This window comes from Mycolicibacterium confluentis (assembly GCF_010729895.1).
GTDB classification, from domain to species: Bacteria; Actinomycetota; Actinomycetes; order Mycobacteriales; family Mycobacteriaceae; genus Mycobacterium; species Mycobacterium confluentis.
This window is the reverse complement of the sequence record NZ_AP022612.1, coordinates 3183234-3201153: the sequence shown is the minus strand read 5'-3', so window position 1 is coordinate 3201153 and position 17920 is coordinate 3183234. Positions and strand designations below refer to the sequence as shown.

At 68.5% G+C, this 17920-nt stretch carries 19 protein-coding genes; 10 read left to right on the top strand and 9 right to left on the bottom strand.

The features are described from left to right. Nucleotides 1-10: 10 nt before the first annotated feature. On the bottom strand, nt 11-508 hold the full coding sequence (locus G6N34_RS14950) for a pyridoxamine 5'-phosphate oxidase family protein (RefSeq protein ID WP_085151542.1): 498 nt from the start codon (nt 506-508) through the stop codon (nt 11-13). Between the two features lie 63 nt (nt 509-571). Here G6N34_RS14950 and G6N34_RS14945 point away from each other — a divergent pair, with 63 nt between their 5' ends. Further along, the gene (locus G6N34_RS14945; RefSeq protein WP_264016882.1) at nt 572-1816 is read left to right on the top strand and encodes an APC family permease; all 1245 of its coding nucleotides are present in this window, start codon (nt 572-574) and stop codon (nt 1814-1816) included. On the opposite strand, the gene G6N34_RS14940 is transcribed toward G6N34_RS14945, so the two are convergent. Next, nucleotides 1813-2514 (bottom strand): IclR family transcriptional regulator, encoded by a 702-nt coding sequence (locus tag G6N34_RS14940; RefSeq protein WP_085151544.1) that lies wholly within the window; start codon nt 2512-2514, stop codon nt 1813-1815. The two genes, G6N34_RS14945 and G6N34_RS14940, sit on opposite strands and share 4 nt — an antisense overlap. 74 nt (nt 2515-2588) lie before the next feature. Here G6N34_RS14940 and leuC point away from each other — a divergent pair, with 74 nt between their 5' ends. The 3 genes from leuC to G6N34_RS14925 all read left to right on the top strand — a co-directional run bounded on the left by leuC (nt 2589) and on the right by G6N34_RS14925 (nt 5508). Beyond that, nucleotides 2589-4016 (top strand): 3-isopropylmalate dehydratase large subunit, encoded by a 1428-nt coding sequence (gene leuC, locus G6N34_RS14935; protein WP_179965759.1) that lies wholly within the window; start codon nt 2589-2591, stop codon nt 4014-4016. 25 nt (nt 4017-4041) lie between these two features. Continuing rightward, on the top strand, nt 4042-4638 hold the full coding sequence (gene leuD / locus G6N34_RS14930; RefSeq protein ID WP_085151545.1) for a 3-isopropylmalate dehydratase small subunit: 597 nt from the start codon (nt 4042-4044) through the stop codon (nt 4636-4638). Nucleotides 4639-4839: 201 nt separating this feature from the next. Further along, nucleotides 4840-5508 (top strand): HU family DNA-binding protein, encoded by a 669-nt coding sequence (locus G6N34_RS14925; RefSeq protein WP_085151546.1) that lies wholly within the window; start codon nt 4840-4842, stop codon nt 5506-5508. Nucleotides 5509-5571: 63 nt separating this feature from the next. On the opposite strand, the gene mutT1 is transcribed toward G6N34_RS14925, so the two are convergent. The 3 genes from mutT1 to cofC are packed head-to-tail and all read right to left on the bottom strand — an operon-like array spanning nt 5572 to nt 9428. Then, the gene (mutT1, locus tag G6N34_RS14920; RefSeq protein ID WP_085151547.1) at nt 5572-6483 is read right to left on the bottom strand and encodes an 8-oxo-(d)GTP phosphatase MutT1; all 912 of its coding nucleotides are present in this window, start codon (nt 6481-6483) and stop codon (nt 5572-5574) included. Between the two features lie 48 nt (nt 6484-6531). Next, nucleotides 6532-8733, bottom strand: a complete 2202-nt coding sequence (locus G6N34_RS14915; RefSeq protein ID WP_085151548.1) for an RNA degradosome polyphosphate kinase — start codon at nt 8731-8733, stop codon at nt 6532-6534. A 14-nt stretch (nt 8734-8747) separates the two neighbouring features. Beyond that, the gene (gene cofC, locus G6N34_RS14910) at nt 8748-9428 is read right to left on the bottom strand and encodes a 2-phospho-L-lactate guanylyltransferase (protein WP_085151549.1); all 681 of its coding nucleotides are present in this window, start codon (nt 9426-9428) and stop codon (nt 8748-8750) included. 75 nt (nt 9429-9503) lie between these two features. On the opposite strand from cofC, the gene G6N34_RS14905 reads away from it, so the two are divergent. From G6N34_RS14905 to G6N34_RS14895, 3 genes are read left to right on the top strand one after another with little or no spacing between them, the layout of a single operon-like run. Beyond that, complete coding sequence (locus G6N34_RS14905) at nt 9504-10514, top strand: NAD(P)H-dependent glycerol-3-phosphate dehydrogenase (protein WP_085151859.1); 1011 nt, start codon at nt 9504-9506, stop codon at nt 10512-10514. Nucleotides 10515-10517: 3 nt separating this feature from the next. After that, nucleotides 10518-11633 (top strand): cystathionine gamma-lyase, encoded by a 1116-nt coding sequence (locus tag G6N34_RS14900; RefSeq protein WP_085151550.1) that lies wholly within the window; start codon nt 10518-10520, stop codon nt 11631-11633. 12 nt (nt 11634-11645) lie between these two features. Then, the gene (locus G6N34_RS14895) at nt 11646-12758 is read left to right on the top strand and encodes a D-alanine--D-alanine ligase family protein (RefSeq protein WP_085151551.1); all 1113 of its coding nucleotides are present in this window, start codon (nt 11646-11648) and stop codon (nt 12756-12758) included. 174 nt (nt 12759-12932) lie between these two features. Here G6N34_RS14895 and G6N34_RS14890 read toward each other — a convergent pair whose 3' ends face one another. Beyond that, nucleotides 12933-13454 carry a DUF3515 domain-containing protein gene (locus G6N34_RS14890; protein WP_085151552.1) on the bottom strand — a complete coding sequence of 174 codons (522 nt, stop codon included), beginning with the start codon at nt 13452-13454 and terminating at the stop codon, nt 12933-12935. Next, the gene (locus tag G6N34_RS14885) at nt 13451-13690 is read right to left on the bottom strand and encodes an Lrp/AsnC family transcriptional regulator (RefSeq protein ID WP_085151553.1); all 240 of its coding nucleotides are present in this window, start codon (nt 13688-13690) and stop codon (nt 13451-13453) included. The genes G6N34_RS14890 and G6N34_RS14885 overlap by 4 nt, the downstream gene beginning before the upstream one ends. 131 nt (nt 13691-13821) lie before the next feature. On the opposite strand from G6N34_RS14885, the gene G6N34_RS14880 reads away from it, so the two are divergent. Both G6N34_RS14880 and G6N34_RS14875 read left to right on the top strand, forming a co-directional pair. Beyond that, a complete protein-coding gene (locus G6N34_RS14880; RefSeq protein ID WP_085151554.1) occupies nt 13822-14781 on the top strand; it encodes a thiamine-phosphate kinase in 960 nt (319 codons plus the stop codon). Nucleotides 14782-14792: 11 nt separating this feature from the next. Next, nucleotides 14793-15473, top strand: coding sequence for a uracil-DNA glycosylase (locus G6N34_RS14875; RefSeq protein WP_085151555.1), 681 nt, complete (start codon nt 14793-14795; stop codon nt 15471-15473). Nucleotides 15474-15477: 4 nt separating this feature from the next. On the opposite strand, the gene G6N34_RS14870 is transcribed toward G6N34_RS14875, so the two are convergent. Next, on the bottom strand, nt 15478-15837 hold the full coding sequence (locus G6N34_RS14870; protein WP_133057752.1) for a hypothetical protein: 360 nt from the start codon (nt 15835-15837) through the stop codon (nt 15478-15480). Between the two features lie 60 nt (nt 15838-15897). Further along, entirely contained in the window at nt 15898-16092 is a 195-nt protein-coding gene (gene rpmB / locus G6N34_RS14865) for a 50S ribosomal protein L28 (protein WP_068250986.1), read from the bottom strand. 193 nt (nt 16093-16285) lie between these two features. On the opposite strand from rpmB, the gene G6N34_RS14860 reads away from it, so the two are divergent. Then, the gene (locus G6N34_RS14860; protein WP_085151557.1) at nt 16286-17917 is read left to right on the top strand and encodes a fatty acid kinase ATP-binding subunit FakA; all 1632 of its coding nucleotides are present in this window, start codon (nt 16286-16288) and stop codon (nt 17915-17917) included. Nucleotides 17918-17920 lie beyond the last annotated feature (3 nt).

The following is a 17920-nucleotide window of genomic DNA, read 5'->3' as shown; positions in this document are numbered from 1 at the left end:
CTGCGGAAGGTCACGCCGTGGGCGCGGTGGACCCCGACAACGGCATCGCCGGCATGCCGAGCTTGCGGTGATCCCAGGACCGGGCACGCGTGGTGATGAGTCTCACAGCAACCCGTTTGTTCATCATCATGTCGACGGCCGGCCTCATGTCCTCGGTGTAGGGACCGGTGTAGCGCTCCCAGACGCTGACCCCCACGCGGAAGATCGTGTCGGGGTCCTCGACGATCTCGGCGGTCCCCTCGAAGGACACGCCCCGCAGGGTGTCGTAGGTGTCACCGTCCTCGATCATGAACGTGAACCGGGGATCTCGACGCAGGTTCACGGCCTTCTGCGACTTGATCTTCGTCTCCAACCAGATCTCACCGTCGAGGAGGCCGTACCACATGGCCACGAGGTGAGGCTGTCCGTCGGCCCCGATGGTGGCCAGCGTTCCGGTCCTGCTGTCGGTCACGAACTGCGTGATCTCGTCGTCGGTCATCACGATCTGTGAGCGCTGATTGGTTCCCATGCGGGTCAGTGTGTCAGGTGATCAGCGTGACGCCGCCCACTGGTCGCAGTAGCGTCTGCGAGCGTGCCGGGCGCCGAACAGCCAGACGAACTGCGGCGCAGTCTCGGTGTCCTCGACGCCGTCGCTGTGGGCCTGGGAGCCATGCTGGGCGCCGGGATCTTCGCGGCCCTGGGCCCTGCCGCCCGTGCTGCCGGTTCGGGACTGCTGATCGGACTGGCGATTGCGTGCGGCGTCGCCTACTGCAATGCGATGTCCTCGGCGAGACTCGCGGTGCGCTACCCGGTCTCGGGCGGCACGTATGTCTATGGCCGGGAACGACTCGGCGACTTCTGGGGGCACCTGGCGGGTTGGGGGTTCGTCGTCGGGAAGACGGCGTCGTGCGCGGCCATGGCGCTGACGGTCGGCTCCTACGCCTGGCCCGCCCACGCGCGCGAGATCGCGGTGGCCGTCGTCATCGGGCTCACGGCACTGAACTGTGTCGGCGTCCAGAAGTCCGCGTGGGTGACGCGGGGGATCGTCGCGGTGGTCCTGGCCGTACTCGGTGCCGTGGTGGTGGCGGTCTTCTCGTCGGGCGCCGTCGAGGCTCAGCGGTGGACGGTCGACACGACCGCGTCGGTGCCGGGCATCCTGCAGGCCGCGGGGCTGCTGTTCTTCGCGTTCGCCGGGTACGCCCGCATCGCGACGATGGCTGAGGAGGTGCGCGACCCCGTGCGCGTGATACCGCGGGCGATCGGTGTCGCACTGGCGCTGACGTTGGTCACCTACGTGGCCGTCGCGGCCGCGGTGCTCGGGGCCCTGGGCCCGGACGGCCTGGCGGCCTCGGCGGCCCCGGTGGCCGACGCGGTGCGGGTGGCCGAGATCGGTTGGCTGGTTCCGGTTGTCGGCGTCGCCGCGGTGTTGGCGGCCGGGGGAGCGCTGCTTGCGCTGCTGCTCGGGGTGTCACGCACGACACTGGCGATGGCCCGCGACGGACATCTCCCGCGGGCATTGGCCGCGGTGCATCCCCACCACGCCGTGCCTCAGCGCGCCGAGATCGCGATCGGGGTGGTCGTGGCAATCCTGGCCGCGACCGCGGATCTGCGGTCGGCGATCGGATTCTCGTCGTTCGCCGTGCTGGTGTACTACGCGATCGCGAACGCGTCGGCGTTCACCCTCGCCCCGGGCCGGGCCCGGGTGATCCCCGTCGTCGGCGGCATCGGTTGTGCGGTACTCGCATTCACCCTGCCGGTCGCGGCGGTGCTGGCCGGTGTCGCGGTGCTGACGCTGGGGGCGACGGTGTTCGGTGTGCGGCGGGCGCGCAGCGGCTAGAGCCGGCGGGTCAGTGCGTCGGAGGCCGCGAGCAGGTCGGTGGCCCACCGTTCGCCGGGGCGCCGGCCCATGCGGTCGATCGGGCCCGACACCGAAATCGCCGCGATCACCGCGCCCTTGGGGTCGCGCACTGGTGCGGAGACGCTGGCCACGCCGGGCTCGCGCTCGGCGACGCTCTGCGCCCAACCCCGCCGGCGCACCTCGGCCAGGGTGCGATCGCTGAACTTGGCCCCGGGCAGGACTGCCTGCTGCGTGGCGTGGTCGCTGTAGGCCAGCAGGACTTTGGCGCCCGAACCGGCCGTCATCGGCATCCGGACGCCGACGGGCACGGTGTCGCGAAGGCCGGCAGGTGGTTCCAACGCCACGACGCAGATGCGCGAGGTGCCCTCGCGGCGGTACAACTGCACGCTCTCGCCGGTGATCTCGCGCAGGCGCGGCAGCACCGCGGTGCCCGCGGCCAGCAGCGGATCGTTGACGTGCGCGGCGAGTTCGACGAGTGCGGGGCCCAGCTGCCACCGGCCCTCGGTGTCCCGGGTGAGCAGCCGGTGCACTTCGAGCCCCGCGGCCAGGCGGTGGGCCGTGGCCCGCGGCAGTCCGGTGCGGTCGCAGAGCTCGGCCAGCCCGCATGGGGACTCGGCCACCGAATGGAGTACGCCCAGGGCTTTGTCGAGAACGCCGATACCGCTATCCTGTCTCACAGAGAGATACTAACGTCCCGCATGCTGAGATTGCCAGCCCACTCAATCCGGCGCCGCGGGGGAATTGAGATGTGATGTCCAACGACGCAGTGCCCACCGCCAGACCACGCACCATGGCCGAAAAGGTCTGGGCGGACCATGTGGTCGCCTCCGGCGACGGTGAACCCGACCTGATCTACATCGACCTTCATCTGGTGCACGAGGTGACCAGTCCGCAGGCCTTCGACGGCCTGCGACTGGCCGGACGCCCCGTGCGACGCCCGGATCTGACGATCGCGACCGAGGACCACAACGTCCCCACGATCGACATCGACAAGCCGATCGCCGACCCGGTGTCGCGGACACAGGTCGAGACGCTGCGGCGCAACTGCGAGGAGTTCGGCATTCGACTGCATCCCATGGGGGATGCTGAGCAGGGCATCGTGCACATCATCGGACCTCAGCTGGGTCTGACCCAGCCCGGTATGACCGTGGTGTGCGGCGACAGCCACACCTCGACACATGGCGCGTTCGGCTCGCTGGCAATGGGAATCGGCACCTCTGAGGTCGAGCACGTGCTCGCCACACAGACTCTGCCGCTGCGCCCCTTCAAGACTATGGCGGTCAACGTCGACGGCACCCTGCCTGCGGGCGTGACGGCCAAGGACATCATCCTCGCGGTGATCGCCAAGATCGGAACCGGCGGCGGGCAGGGACATGTCATCGAGTACCGCGGCAGCGCGATCGAAGCGCTGTCGATGGAGGGCCGGATGACCGTGTGCAACATGAGCATCGAAGCCGGCGCCCGCGCGGGCATGGTGGCCCCGGATGAGATCACCTACGAATTCCTCAAGGGCCGCCCGCATGCGCCCACGGGCGCGGACTGGGATCACGCGGTGGCGGCATGGGATCAGCTGCGCACCGACGAGGGTGCCGAATTCGACACCGAGGTGTACATCGACGCCTCGACGCTGAGCCCGTTCGTCACCTGGGGGACCAATCCGGGTCAGGGTGTCCCGCTGTCGGCGACCGTGCCCGATCCCGAGATGATGACTGACGATGCGTCCAAGCAGGCCGCCGAGAAGGCGTTGACGTACATGGATTTGACGCCCGGTACGCCCATGCGTGAGATCGCGGTGGACACGGTGTTCGTCGGCTCGTGCACCAACGGCCGGATCGAGGACCTGCGTGCCGTCGCCGACGTCCTGCGTGGTCGCAGGGTCGCCGACGGAGTCCGAATGCTCGTCGTGCCGGGTTCGATGAGGGTGCGGGCGCAGGCCGAATCCGAGGGCCTCGGCGAAATCTTCACTGCGGCGGGCGCGGAATGGCGCCAGGCCGGATGCTCGATGTGCCTGGGAATGAATCCCGATCAGCTGTCGCCCGGACAGCGGTGCGCCTCGACGTCCAATCGCAATTTCGAGGGCCGCCAGGGCAAGGGTGGCCGAACCCATCTGGTGTCGCCGTTGGTGGCCGCCGCCACAGCCGTGCGCGGCACCCTGTCCTCACCTGCCGACCTGAACTAGAGAAGACGAGCGAGATTTCAAGATCATGGATGCTTTTCACACGCACACCGGCATCGGTGTCCCGCTGCGCCGGTCGAATGTCGACACCGATCAGATCATTCCGGCGGTCTATTTGAAGCGCGTAACCCGAACGGGTTTCGAGGACGGACTGTTCGCGGCCTGGCGCAACGATCCGAGTTTCATTCTCAATCTCAGCCCGTTCGACCGAGGTTCGGTATTGGTCGCCGGACCGGATTTCGGCACCGGGTCCTCGCGTGAGCACGCGGTGTGGGCGCTCATGGACTACGGCTTCCGGGTGGTCATCTCGTCCCGGTTCGCCGACATTTTCCGGGGCAACGCCGGGAAAGCGGGTCTGTTGGCGGCGGAGGTTTCTCAAGACGATGTGGAACTGCTGTGGAAGCTCATCGAGCAGTCCCCAGGTCTGGAAATCACTGTGAATCTTCAAGATCGAAATATCACGGCCGGAACGGCGATGGTGCCGTTCAACATTGACGATTACACGGCGTGGCGACTGCTCGAGGGACTCGACGATATAGGCCTTACGCTGCGGAAACTCGATTCCATCGAGTCCTATGAGGCCGGTCGTCCGGAGTGGAAGCCGAAGACTCTGCCTGCCCCTTGATTGGATCAAGTATCCCGAAAATGCGGTGTGTGAACGAGGTTCTGAAACCCCGGAATCACCGTCGGTGCGCCCCAAGCTGATTGAGAAAAAGTTCGCTGGGATTGCCTGAAACTGCGCGTGGCTCTTGGAAATCAGCCATTGCAGGGTTTACCGTGTCCTCTAGTCGGTCCAACCAGGGCCACTGGTTTCGGAGGTTTTTGCATGAACAAAGCAGAGCTCATCGACGTCCTAACGGAGAAATTGGGCTCGGATCGCCGGCAGGCCACCGCGGCCGTCGAGCATGTTGTCGACACCATCGTGCGCGCCGTGCACAAGGGTGACAGCGTGACCATTACTGGTTTCGGCGTTTTCGAGCAGCGCAAGCGTGCTCCGCGTGTCGCGCGTAATCCCCGCACCGGCGAGACCGTGAAGGTCAAGGCGACCTCGGTTCCGGCGTTCCGTCCGGGCGCACAGTTCAAGGCGGTTGTGTCTGGCGCGCAAAAGCTCCCGGCCGAGGGCCCCGCTGTGAAGCGCGGTGTGGTCGCGGCTCCGGCCAAGAAGGCTGCCAAGAAGACGGCTGCCAAGAAGGCTGCTCCCGCGAAGAAGGCGGCTGTGAAGAAGGCGGCACCGGCCAAGAAGGCCGCGCCCGCCAAGAAGGCGGCTGTGAAGAAGGCGGCACCGGCCAAGAAGGCCGCGCCCGCCAAGAAGGCGGCCGTGAAGAAGGCGGCACCGGCCAAGAAGACCACCGCTGCCAAGAAGGCTGCTCCCGCGAAGAAGGCGGCAGTGAAGAAGGCAGCACCGGCCAAGAAGACCGTCGCCAAGAAGGCTCCGGCCAAGAAGGCGGCGACCAAGGCTCCGGCCAAGAAGGCTTCGGCCCGGGGTCGCAAGTAACACCTCGACACGAATACGCCGCGGAAGCTCTGCTCCCGCGGCGTATTTGTGTCCGCAGCCGGTTCAGTCCGAGGTCGCGAGGGGACTGCCGATGTGGTCCGCGGCGATCAGCCGATCGCCGGCCAGCGACATGACCCAGACGCTGCCCTTACGGTTTCGTGACTTGTCCGGCTTGACCCCGGTGTTTTCGCACCACCAGGAGATGAGGTCGGGTATCACCTTTCCCTGACTGCAGATCACGCGCGTGCCCGGCTCTTCGGCGATCTCGAGCACGCGGGCTCGGGCGCGCTTGCGGTTGTCCGCGTAGGCCTCCTCGGTCAGCGTGGGCTCATCCGTGATGCCCACGCCGAGTTCGTCGGCGAGTGGTTCGATGGTCTGCCGGCATCGCACCCGGTCGGCCGAATGGAGATCGGTGGCACCGAATGCCAGCAGCAGGGGCACCAGAGACTCGGCCTGGGCGCGGCCGTGCTTGTCCAGCGGCCGTTTTCGATCGTCGCCCTTGTAGCGGCTCTTGCGGCCCGCGGTGGCATGCCGGACGATCAACAGGGTGCGGGTGTCGACGGGATGTCGGCTGAATCTCCGGACCACCTTGCGGTCGTGCGGATAACGCAGCTTGGTGATCGCATCGCCGACCGGAAGCCAGAGAAGTTTGTCGACCTCGTGATTGGGGCGGAACTCACCGCCGACCGCGCGCGCGGCCCAGTACCGCACCTTCTTGGTGCCCTGCTCCAACGGATAGGTCACGGTGGCCAGCCTGCGCCCGAGTTGCGCCTGACAGCCGGTCTCCTCCCAGATTTCGCGCACGGCCGTCACCGGTTCGGTCTCGCCCGGGTCGACCTTGCCCTTGGGCAGCGACCAGTCGTCGTAGCGGGGACGGTGGATCACGGCGATCTCCGGACGGTCAGGCCCGCCGGGACCGGGCCGCCACAGCACGGCTCCGGCAGCCCGCACCGGCGGGGACGCGTCCTTGGGCAACCTCAACTCCTACAGGTCAATTCGCCGACAGAATCGGGGCGGCCCGCGTCAGCGCTGCCGGTGCTTGTTCATCAACGACACCTGGTGGTCGCGCACCGTCTCACCCTCGTGCGGCAGGGCGGTCCAGTTCCCGTCCGGTCCCAGTTCCCAGCATCGGGTCGCGGGATCCATGGCGGATTCGAACACCTCGTCGAGTTGAGCGGCCAGGCGCGGATCCTTGACCTGAGCCATCACCTCGACCCGGCGGTCGAGATTGCGGTGCATCATGTCGGCGCTGCCGATCCAGAATTCGTTGTTGGCCTTGAAATGAATGATTCGGGAATGTTCGAGGAAGCGTCCGAGGATCGACCGCACGACGATGTTCTCCGAGAATCCGTCGGCTCCCGGGCGCAGCGCGCAGATGCCCCGCACCACCACCTCGACCCGCACCCCGGCCTGGGAGGCCCGGTACAGCGCGTCGATGACCTGCTCGTCCACCAGGGCATTGGCCTTCAAGCGGATTCGGCCCTCGGCGCCGTCGCGCACGGCGGCAACCTCGCGTTCGATGCGCTCGATGATGCCCTTGCGTACGCCGTACGGTGCGACGAGGAGGTTTCGGTAGTTGACCTTGCGCGAGTACCCGGTCAGTGAATTGAACAGATCGGTGAGGTCGGCACCGATGTCGGGTGCCGCGGTCAGCAGGCCCACATCCTCATACAGGCGCGCGGTCTTCGGGTTGTAGTTGCCCGTGCCGATGTGGCAGTAGCGCCGGATCGTCGAACCCTCGCGGCGCACCACCAGGCAGGTCTTGCAGTGGGTCTTGAGTCCGATCAAGCCGTAGACCACGTGCACGCCGGCCTGTTCGAGGGCACGGGCCCACTTGATGTTGGCCTGCTCGTCGAAGCGCGCCTTGATCTCGACGAGTGCCACCACCTGCTTGCCTGCCTCGGCGGCGTCGATCAGCGCGTTGACGATCGGGGAGTCACCCGACGTGCGGTACAGGGTCTGTTTGATGGCAAGCACATTCGGATCCGCCGCGGCCTGCTCGATGAACCGTTGCACCGTCGTTGAGAATGAGTCGTAGGGGTGGTGCACCAGAACGTCGCCGTCACGCAGTGTCGAGAAGATGCTCTTGGGTGTCTCGCGCTCGCCGAAGGCCGGCGGCGTGGCGGGCACGAACGTCGGATCCTTCAACGCCGGCCGGTCCACCCCGTAGACCTGCCACAGCGACGACAGGTCCAGCAGTCCCGGCACCTCGATGACATCGCCGGGATCGACGTCGAGTTCGCGCAACAACAGTTCGAGCATGTGCTCGGTCATGTCGTCGGCGACCTCGAGGCGCACCGGAGTGCCGAATCTGCGGCGCGCGAGTTCGCGTTCGAGCGCCTTGAGCAGGTCCTCGTCGCGGTCCTCCTCGACTTCGAAGTCGGCGTTGCGGGTGATGCGGAACGCGTGGTGCTCGACGATGTCCAGGCCGGGGAACAACACCGTCAGGAAGGCCGCGATCAACTCCTCCATGGGCAGGAATCGATATCCCGGCCGGCCCGACGGGGTGTCCTCGCCGGGCAGTTGGACGAATCGGTCGACGTTGTCGGGCACCTTGATGCGCGCGAAGTGCGTGGTGCCGTCCTCAGGTTGGCGGACCGTGATCGCCAGGTTGAGGCTCAGGCCGCTCACGAACGGGAACGGGTGCGCGGGGTCGACGGCCAGCGGTGTCAGGACCGGGAACACCTGCTCGTGGAAGTACGTCGACAGTCGGCTGCGCTCAGCTTCGTCGAGATCGGCCCAGCCGACCACGACGATGCCCTCCTCCGCCATCGCGGGTCGCACCGAGTCGAGGAAGACCCGGGCGTGCCGACTCGCGACCTGCTGGGTCCGCTCACCGATGCGGCGCAGTTGTTCCCGCGGGGACAGGCCGTCGGCCGACCGCACCGAAAGTCCCATCTCGTCGCGGCGTTTGAGGCCCGCGACGCGGACCATGTAGAACTCGTCGAGGTTCGAGGAGAAGATCGCCAGGAACTTCGCGCGCTCGAGCAGGGGCAGCGACGGGTCGGCGGCCAGTGCGAGAACGCGGGCGTTGAAGTCGAGCCAGCTGAGCTCGCGGTTGAGGTACCGGTCCTCGGGGAGTTCGTCGTCGGCCCCGGCGTCGGTGGCCGCTGGCGGGGCCTCCGGCGCTGAACTCCTGACCTGCCACTCCTCAGTTCGATTCGCGACGGCTGTCTCGGCGGTCTCGGCGGCGTCGGTGTCGGTCACTCGTCGATCATCCCCCATGCCGCAGGGGGTTGCTAGCGAGTTCGGCCTGCGTGATCTGTCGCGCGCCGGGTAGTCGGCCCCATGCCCAGGCGGCGGGCGGCGATCAGGTCGTCGGGGGTGTCGATGTCACAGCGCAGCCCGGGCCAGGCACCGGTGAGTTCGATGGCGCCTGAATGGCGATGCCGCGCGGCTGAATCCGTGCCGAACTCGGGCTGCAGCGCCACTCCGAACGCGAAGAGCGCAGAGGTGCCGGTGCCGTGCCGGTCGGCGACGAAACTGCGGGGGTGTCTCCTGGCCGCCGCGATCGCCTCACTGAGTTCCTGAGGCTGCAGTGCGGGTAGATCACCTTGCAGCACAACGATATTGGAGACCTCGGTGCAGAGATCGGCCTCCGCCGCGGCGATGGCGTTGTTCAGTGGGTTGCCGTGCCCCTCCGGTGTCGGATCGGTCAGCACCCGCGCCCCGAGGCCGGTCGCGGCGGCGGCGGCGTCGGCATCGGGTGTGACCACTGTCACCGAGGCCAGCGCGGGGACCTGGGTGGCCGCGCCGATGGTGTCGACGAGCATGGCCAGCACCACGGCCTCGCGCGTCTGCGCCGAGAACACCGGCGCCAACCGTGTCTTGGCTGCTCGGAGTCGCTTGACCGCGATCACCAGCCCGATGTCAGCAACATCCGAGCCGTCGCTCGGCGCGCGCTTCTGCGTGCCGCTCATGTGGATCATCCTGCCAGCGGTCCTCGCTAGGCTGACGGGCACATGCAACAGGTGCATCTCGTCGACGAGGGAGTTATGGCCAGCACGGTGGGTACGGCGACGGTGATGGGCGCAGGCGCGTGGGGAACGGCGCTGGCCAAAGTGCTGGCGGACGCCGGCGGCGAGGTTCGGTTGTGGGCACGCCGGGCCGAGGTGGCCGACGAGATCAACTCCCGTCGCACCAACACCGAGTATCTCGGTGACGCGAAGCTGCCCGAGGGCATCACGGCAACCACGGACGCGGCCGCCGCACTCGACGGTGTGACCACGGTGCTGCTCGCGGTGCCCGCGCAGAAGCTGCGCACCAACCTGGAACCGTGGGTGCCCCTGATCGCGCCGGACGCCACGCTGGTCAGCCTGGCCAAGGGCATCGAACTCGGGTCCTTGATGCGGATGAGTCAGGTCATCGCGCAGGTCACCGGCATCGACGCGGGTCAGATCTCGGTGCTGTCGGGCCCCAACCTGGCCAGTGAGATCGCCGCGGGTCAACCGGCGGCCACCGTCATCGCCTGCACCGACTCGGGGCGCGCGGTGACTCTGCAGCGGTCCCTGAGCACCGGATACCTGCGTCCGTACACCAACTCCGATGTGGTCGGCACCGAGATCGGCGGGGCCTGCAAGAACGTGATCGCGTTGGCGTGCGGCATGGCCGCGGGGGTGGGCCTGGGGGAGAACACCGCCGCGGCGATCATCACCAGGGGACTGGCCGAGATCATGCGCCTGGGCATCGCGTTGGGTGCCAAGGGTGCGACGCTGGCCGGTCTGGCCGGCGTCGGCGACCTGGTGGCCACCTGTTCCTCGCCGCAGTCGCGTAACCGGGCCTTCGGTGAGCGATTGGGGCGCGGGGACTCCATCGAGGCCGCGCAACTGGCCACCAGCGGCCACGTCGCCGAAGGGGTGACGTCCTGCGAGTCGGTGCTCGCGCTCGCGGCGAGCTATGACGTGGAGATGCCCCTGACCGATGCCGTGCACCGTGTGTGCCATCGAGGCCTCTCGGTGGACGAGGCAGTCGCGCTGCTGCTGGGACGCAGCACCAAACCGGAGTGAGGCATGGTGGATTCCTACGGTTCCTCGACCCGAACGGTGAAAGCCGTCAGCTCGCAGGCGGTTCCAGGTCAACCCGTGATGGCCACGCCGGTTCCGGTGTCGGCCTACCACCTCTCCGGTGACGAGGACGCCGGCCTCGACACCTACGGGCGCAGCTCAAATCCCACGTGGCGCCAACTGGAATCGGCGCTCGCGCAACTCGAGGGCGCGACCGACGCCCTGGTGTTCGGCTCCGGCATGGCGGCCATCAGCGCGGTGCTGCGGACCCTGGCCAAGCCGGGTTCGGTCCTGGTGGTGCCCGCCGACGGCTACTACCAGGTTCGGGCCTATGCAACCGAATACCTTGCATCGCAAGGGATCACCGTCCGGCTGGCGTCGTGTCACGAGATGCTTGAGCAGGCCGAGCACGCCGACGTGGTGCTCGCGGAGACTCCGGCGAATCCCAGCCTCGACGTCGTCGATCTGCACAAGCTCGGCATGGTCTGCCGACGCAGGGGCGCTCGGTTGGTGGTGGACAACACGACCGCGACCCCGCTGGCGCAACAGCCGCTGTCGTTCGGCGCGGACCTCGTGGTCGCCAGCGCCACCAAGGCCCTGTCGGGCCACAGTGACCTGTTGTCGGGTTATGTCGCGGGCAGCCAACCGGATGTGATGGCGGCGATCGCGCGTGAACGCCTGTTGTCCGGAGCGGTACTGGGCGCGTTCGACACCTGGCTGGTGCTGCGCAGCCTCGGCAGTGCGGGTCTGCGATTCGAACGCCAGTGTGTCAATGCGCAGGCCGTGGCCACGATGCTGGCCAGTCATCCCACGGTCCGTTCTGTGCGCTATCCGGGGTTGCCCAGCGACCCGTCGCACCCGGTCGCGTCCACCCAGATGACGCGGTTCGGTGGTCTGGTCTCGGCCGAACTCGACGACACCGCGGCCGCGCACCGACTGGTGGAACGCAGTGAACTGCTGGTCGCGGCGACGAGCTTCGGCGGCATCCACACGTCTGTCGACCGGCGGGCCCGGTGGGGTGATGACGTGAAGGACGGATTCGTCCGGATTTCGGCGGGCATCGAGGACACCGACGACCTGGTGGCCGATATCGAGCGCGCCCTGTCAGACCCGGGGCGGTAGCCTCTTGGAGTTGTGAGCGTCCAAAAGCGTGTTCGAGTGGCTGTCGTCTTCGGTGGCCGCAGCAGTGAGCACGCCATCTCCTGTGTGTCGGCCGGAAGCATCCTGCGCAATCTCGACCCGGCGCGGTTCGACGTCGTCCCGGTCGGCATCACCGCGCAGGGCGGGTGGGTGCTCTCCGACGCCACACCGGCCACGCTCGCGATCGTCGACGGCCGACTTCCCGAGGTCACTGACGCGTCCGGCACCGCGCTGGCGCTGACGGCCGATCCGCACCGCCGCGGCGAACTGCTGTCCCTCGACGCCTCCGAGGCGGGTGCGGTCCTGGCGTCCGTCGACGTGGTGTTCCCGATCCTGCACGGCCCCTACGGCGAGGACGGCACCATCCAGGGTCTGCTGGAACTGGCCGGCGTGCCCTACGTCGGTGCCGGTGTGCTGGCCAGCGCGGCCGGGATGGACAAGGAGTTCACCAAGAAGCTGCTGGCGTCGGAAGGACTGCCGATCGGTGAGCAGGTGGTGCTGCGGGCCAATCAGGCCACGCTGGCACCCGAACAGCGCGAGCGCCTCGGACTGCCCGTGTTCGTCAAACCCGCACGCGCGGGGTCCTCGATCGGCGTGAGTCGCGTGACGTCGTGGGCCGACCTTCCCGCCGCGATCGCCGCAGCCCGCCAGCATGACCCCAAGGTCATCGTCGAGGCCGCGATCGTCGGCCGTGAGCTCGAGTGCGGTGTGCTGGAGTTCCCCGACGGCCACCTCGAGGCCAGCACGGTCGGCGAGATTCGGGTCGCCGGGGTCCGGGGCCGCGAGGACGGCTTCTACGACTTCGCCACGAAGTACCTCGAGGATGCGGCCGAACTCGACGTGCCCGCCAAGATCGACGATGACGTGGCCGACGAGATCCGTCAGTTGGCCATCCGCGCGTTCCAGTCGATCGACGGCCAGGGCCTGGCCCGGGTGGACTTCTTCCTCACCGAGAACGGCCCCGTGATCAACGAGATCAACACCATGCCGGGGTTCACCACGATCTCGATGTACCCGCGGATGTGGGCGGCCAGCGGCGTGGACTATCCGACGCTGCTGGCGACGATGGTGGAGACGGCGCTGGCCCGGGGGACGGGCCTGCGCTGACGACGATGCGGGCCGAGGTACGAGGCCCGCTGAGGAGCAGCGCCAGACAAGCCGCGCTGACGACGATGCGGGCCGAGGTACGAGGCCCGCTGAGGGCTTCCTTCGTCCAGGGCCGGGTTGTTTACGGTCGCACTCGCGAGATGTGTAAAACAAGGCGGCCCTCGGCTGAGCCCATCAGCGCGCGGGTGCGGGATCGATCTCCTGCGCGGGCAGCGTCGCGCTGACGGCCCGTGAGATCTCCTGAATCGGGGTGGCCCCGGAGTTCTGCGGCAGGGTCAGGGCCACGTACACCGAGCGGTCGACGACGAACCACGTGATGCGGTCGCCCTCGCCGACTCGGAACCAGCTGACGTCGTCGACCATCTGCAGCGGCGCGCCCACGACGAAGTCCACGGGACGGTCAAGGCCACACCTCAGGATCACGGGTTCGGTCTCGTCGGTGCCCCGCCAGGCGGCGGTTCCCGGTGGCGCCGGGGGTGCGGCCTCGGCGCGCTCGTAGTCGCCGAGACTGTCGGGCAGTGCCGCGAGCAGTGCCGCACACGCCGGGTCCTCGGCTTTCGGGGCGGGCACAGCCGCGATAGGGACGGGTGCGGGCTCTTGGTTGGCCGCCACCACGATCACCCCGACGAGCGCCGCGACCGCCACCGCCAGTGCGGCGATGAACACCGCCCGCGGCGGTCCGTCGGTCTCGGTCACGCCGAGGCGCTGGCGATCGGACAGGTCAGGGTGCGGGTGATGCCCTCAACGGCCTGCACGCTGGTGACCACCGTGGCCTGCAGATCGGCCAGGGTCTCCGACGTCACACGCACCACGACGTCGTACGGACCGGTGACGTACTCGGACGACAGCACACCGGGAAGAGCTGCGACCTGCTTGGCCACCACCTCTGCGCGGCCGACCTCGGTCTGGATCAGCATGAACGCCTCGACCACGCGGATGTCTCCTCACCTGTCTCATACACTGACGTCTCCGCGCCGCTGACCGAGGCGGCGCAGGCCGACTGATTGAATTTACCGCAGGTGGGGGCGGTGTTCAGACCAGTCAGGCCCGCTCTGGAGGTGAGATGCCCGACGATTTGGACCCGACGCTGAACGAGATGGGTGAGTTCTCCGTGATCGACCGACTGGTCGCGGGCCGAACCCTGTCCGATTCGGTGCTCGTCGGTCCGGGCGACGACGCGGCGGTGCTCGCCGCGCCGGACGGCCGCGTCGTGATCTCCACCGACATGCTCGTCGAGGGCAGACATTTCCGGCGGGACTGGTCGAATCCGCACGACATCGGCCGGAAGGCGATCGCCCAGAACGCCGCCGACGTCGAGGCCATGGGCGCACAGCCGACCGCGTTCGTCGTGGCCTTCGGTGCACCACCGGACACCCCCGCCAGCGCGGCACTGCAGCTGTCGGACGGAATGTGGGCTGAGGCCCAGCGCTGCGGGGGAGCGTCGATCATCGGTGGCGACCTCGTGGCCAGCCCGCAGTGGGTCGTGTCGGTGACGGTGTTCGGTGACCTGCGCGGCCGCGCCGCGGTGCCGCGCGGCGGAGCCAGACCCGGCGACACCGTCGCGGTGGCGGGCGCACTCGGCCGGTCGGCGGCGGGCTATGCACTGCTGCTCGCCGGTGCCGACGGCTTCTCCGACCTGGTGCGCAGCCATCTGGTGCCCGAACCGCCCTACGGTCAGGGCCAGATCGCGGCGGAGGCGGGGGCCACCGCGATGACCGACGTGTCCGACGGACTTCTGGCAGATCTTGGACACATCGCGACGGCCTCGGGGGTCGGGATCGCGTTGACTGCGGCAGGGCTGGCACCGGATGTCGAGGCGCTCGCCGGCGCCGCCGCCGTCACGGATGCGGATGCCTGGGACTGGGTGCTCGGCGGGGGTGAGGACCACGCCCTGGTGGCCAGCTTCCCGCAGGCACTCCCGCCGGGGTGGCGGTCCATCGGCGAGGTCGTCGAGGGGGAGCCGGCGGTGACCGTCGACGGTCTTCTCTGGTCCGGTGCGCGCGGGTGGGAATCCTTCAATTAGGTTGGTGCCTCGTGACTGCGCGGCCGTTGAACGAACTCATCGACGAGGGCTGGGCGCACGCCCTCGCCCCGGTGTCCGAAGACGTCAGCAGGATGGGGGAATTCCTGCGGGCTGAGTTGGCGGAGGGCCGCGGGTATCTGCCCGCCGGTCCGGATGTCCTGCGCGCCTTCACCTTTCCGTTCGATCAGGTGCGAGTGCTGATCGTCGGGCAGGACCCGTATCCCACGCCTGGCCACGCCGTGGGGCTGAGTTTCTCGGTGGCCCCCGAGGTGCGACCCCTGCCGCGCAGCCTGGAGAACATCTTCGCCGAGTACGGGCGCGACCTCGATCTGCCCAAGCCGTCCAACGGCGACCTGACGCCGTGGTCGAGGCAGGGCGTGATGCTGCTCAACAGGGTGCTGACGGTGAGTCCCGGCACGCCGGCCTCGCACCGCGGCAAGGGCTGGGAGGCCGTGACCGAGTGCGCGATCCGGGCCCTGGCCGCGCGTCCCGGTCCGCTGGTGGCGATCCTCTGGGGGCGCGACGCATCCACCCTTAAGCCGATGCTCGGACCCGACTGCGGTGTGATCGAGTCACCGCACCCGTCGCCGCTGTCGGCGTCGCGTGGATTCTTCGGGTCGCGACCGTTCAGTCGCGCCAACAAACTGCTCGCCGACCGCGGCGCTGAAGCGGTCGACTGGCGCCTGCCCTAACCCGTCACGGGTTGGGGATCGCCGGGATCGGCGGCGGCGACGGAATGTCGGGGATCGGCGGCGGCGAGGGGATGGCCGGCGGCGACGGGATGGCCGGCGGCGACGGAATCGTGATCTCGACGGAACCACCGCCGTCCTCTGTGGGCGCGGGCGCCATGGGACTCTCGGTGGCCGGCGACGGGTTCACGGGAACAGACGTCGTCACCGTCTCGGTTTCGGTCATCTCGACCGACGTCGTGGTGGTGTCCGAGGTCGTGTCTTCGGTGTCACCGGAATCGCTCTTGCTCCCACATGCGGCCAGCAGCAAGCCGGACGCGGCGAGAGCAGCGACGAGAGTGACAGGTCGGGAAGGAGTTGCGGTCATTGCCGCTGCCTACCCGACCCGGTACGGCCTGAAACACAGGCCAAAGCTGAGCCGCTCGGCTCAGCCGCGCACGACCTTGCCGGCCTTGATGCACGAGGTGCAGGCGTTGATGCGCTGCTTGTTGCCGCCGGGGCGGGTCACAGCGTGCACAACCTGGATGTTCGGATCCCAGCGACGGCTGGTCCGACGATGCGAATGCGACACCGACTTGCCGAAGCCCGGTCCCTTGCCGCAAACATCGCACACGGCAGCCATGGTCACCACTCCTCTACGTAAAGCTCATCAGTACTGGGGCCAACGACCGATCACGGGTGACCCAACAACCTGACCAGGATACCGACGATCGCGACGATCACCAAAATGGCCTCCGTCGCGCCGCGTCGAACACTCATGTCGGCGACGCCGACTAGGCTTGCGCCCGCAGTGGGGCGGCGAGAAAGGGGCACTGATGTCGGATCGTCGACTCGACGGCGCCGCCCTCAGAGTATGGGCGCACACGTCCGTCAGTGACCTCATCGCGCACACCGACGAGATCAACCGCCTCAATGTCTTCCCCGTCGCCGATGCGGACACCGGCACCAACATGCTCTTCACCATGCGTTCGGCGCTCGAGCAGGCTGACGCGGTCGGCAGCGAGGACCTCGTGGCCATGGCCAGCGCGCTGTCCGCCGGGGCGCTGCATGGGGCGCGCGGCAACTCCGGCGTGATCCTGTCGCAGATCCTGCGTGCCTTCGCCGACGTCCTCGACTCGGCGGCGGCGGACACCGGCGGCGACGTGAATGAGGTTGATGCCGGCCTGTACGCGGCGACGCTGCGGCATGCGGTCGCGCTGGTGGTCGACGCCATGGGCGGCGAAGCCGTCGCCGGAACCATCGTCTCGGTGCTGCAGGCCGGCGCATTGGCCGCCGAACACTGCGTCGCCGAGGGCGGTGATCTCTCGGACGCGGTGCTGGCGTCGGCCGAGGCGGCGGCCGTCGCGCTCGACCGCACCCCTGACCAACTCGCAGTGCTGGCCGAGGCCGGCGTCGTCGACTCCGGCGGACGCGGCCTGCTGGTGCTGATGGACGCACTGACCAGGACCGTCACCGGGCATGCGCCGCAGCGAGGCAGCTACGAACCGAAGGGGCAGGCGCCCGAGACACCGTTGACGGCCGCTCCCGCCTTCGAGGTGATGTACCTGCTGTCCGAATGTGCACCGGGTTCCGTCGAGGTGCTGCGCGAGCGACTCGAGGCCCTGGGCGACTCGGTGGTGATCGCCGCGGTTCCCGACGTCGGCCACTCCGTGCACGTGCACGCCGACGATGCGGGCGCGGCCGTCGAGGCCGCGCTGGACCTCGGAACCCCCAGCCGCATTCAGATCTCGTCGCTGCGGGCCGGGCCGGTGGGTGCGGGTTCGGGTGGCTGGAGCCGGGATCGCGCGGTGCTGGCGGTCGTCGACGGCGACGGTGCGGCGGACCTCTTCGCCGACGAGGGCGCCGCGGTGCTGCGCACGCAACCAGCCGGGGACGGCCCCTCGGTCAGCGCCCGGCAACTGCTGCGCGCTGTCGTCGACACCGGCGCCGCGTCGGTGCTGGTGCTCCCCAACGGCTACGTCGCCGCCGAGGAACTGGTCGCAGGGTGCACCGCGGCCATCGGGTGGGGCGTCGACGTGGTGCCGCTTCCCACCCGTTCGATGGTGCAGGGCCTGGCGGCGCTGGCGGTGCATGACCGGGCCCGCCAAGCCGTCGACGACGGCTACACCATGGCGGCCGCGGCGGGCGCGACCCGGTTCGGGTCCGTGCGGGTCGCCGAGGAGGATGCGTTGACCTGGGCTGGTCCGTGCCGGGTGGGCGACGGGCTGGGGATCTTCGGCGACGAAGTGCTGGTGGTCCGCCACGACGTGGTCGCCGCGGGCCGCGGGCTCATCGACCTGCTGCTCGGGGTGGGCGGCGAACTGGTCACCGTCCTGATGGGGGCGCGGGTCGACGAACAGGTCGGCGTGTTGCTCAGTGAACATGTGCACCGGCATCACCTGGGCACCGAAGTGGTCACCTACGCCACCGGGCACGACGGTGACGCCCTGATCATCGGAGTCGAGTAACGC

Coding starts and splice junctions, on each gene's coding strand:
- G6N34_RS14950 (WP_085151542.1), bottom strand. CDS start 508: ATGGGAACCAATCAGCGCTCACAGATCGTGATGACCGACGACGAGATC.
- leuC (WP_179965759.1), top strand. CDS start 2,589: ATGTCCAACGACGCAGTGCCCACCGCCAGACCACGCACCATGGCCGAA.
- leuD (WP_085151545.1), top strand. CDS start 4,042: ATGGATGCTTTTCACACGCACACCGGCATCGGTGTCCCGCTGCGCCGG.
- G6N34_RS14925 (WP_085151546.1), top strand. CDS start 4,840: ATGAACAAAGCAGAGCTCATCGACGTCCTAACGGAGAAATTGGGCTCG.
- G6N34_RS14915 (WP_085151548.1), bottom strand. CDS start 8,733: ATGGGGGATGATCGACGAGTGACCGACACCGACGCCGCCGAGACCGCC.
- cofC (WP_085151549.1), bottom strand. CDS start 9,428: ATGAGCGGCACGCAGAAGCGCGCGCCGAGCGACGGCTCGGATGTTGCT.
- G6N34_RS14905 (WP_085151859.1), top strand. CDS start 9,504: ATGGCCAGCACGGTGGGTACGGCGACGGTGATGGGCGCAGGCGCGTGG.
- G6N34_RS14900 (WP_085151550.1), top strand. CDS start 10,518: ATGGTGGATTCCTACGGTTCCTCGACCCGAACGGTGAAAGCCGTCAGC.
- G6N34_RS14880 (WP_085151554.1), top strand. CDS start 13,822: ATGCCCGACGATTTGGACCCGACGCTGAACGAGATGGGTGAGTTCTCC.
- G6N34_RS14870 (WP_133057752.1), bottom strand. CDS start 15,837: ATGACCGCAACTCCTTCCCGACCTGTCACTCTCGTCGCTGCTCTCGCC.
- rpmB (WP_068250986.1), bottom strand. CDS start 16,092: ATGGCTGCCGTGTGCGATGTTTGCGGCAAGGGACCGGGCTTCGGCAAG.
- G6N34_RS14860 (WP_085151557.1), top strand. CDS start 16,286: ATGTCGGATCGTCGACTCGACGGCGCCGCCCTCAGAGTATGGGCGCAC.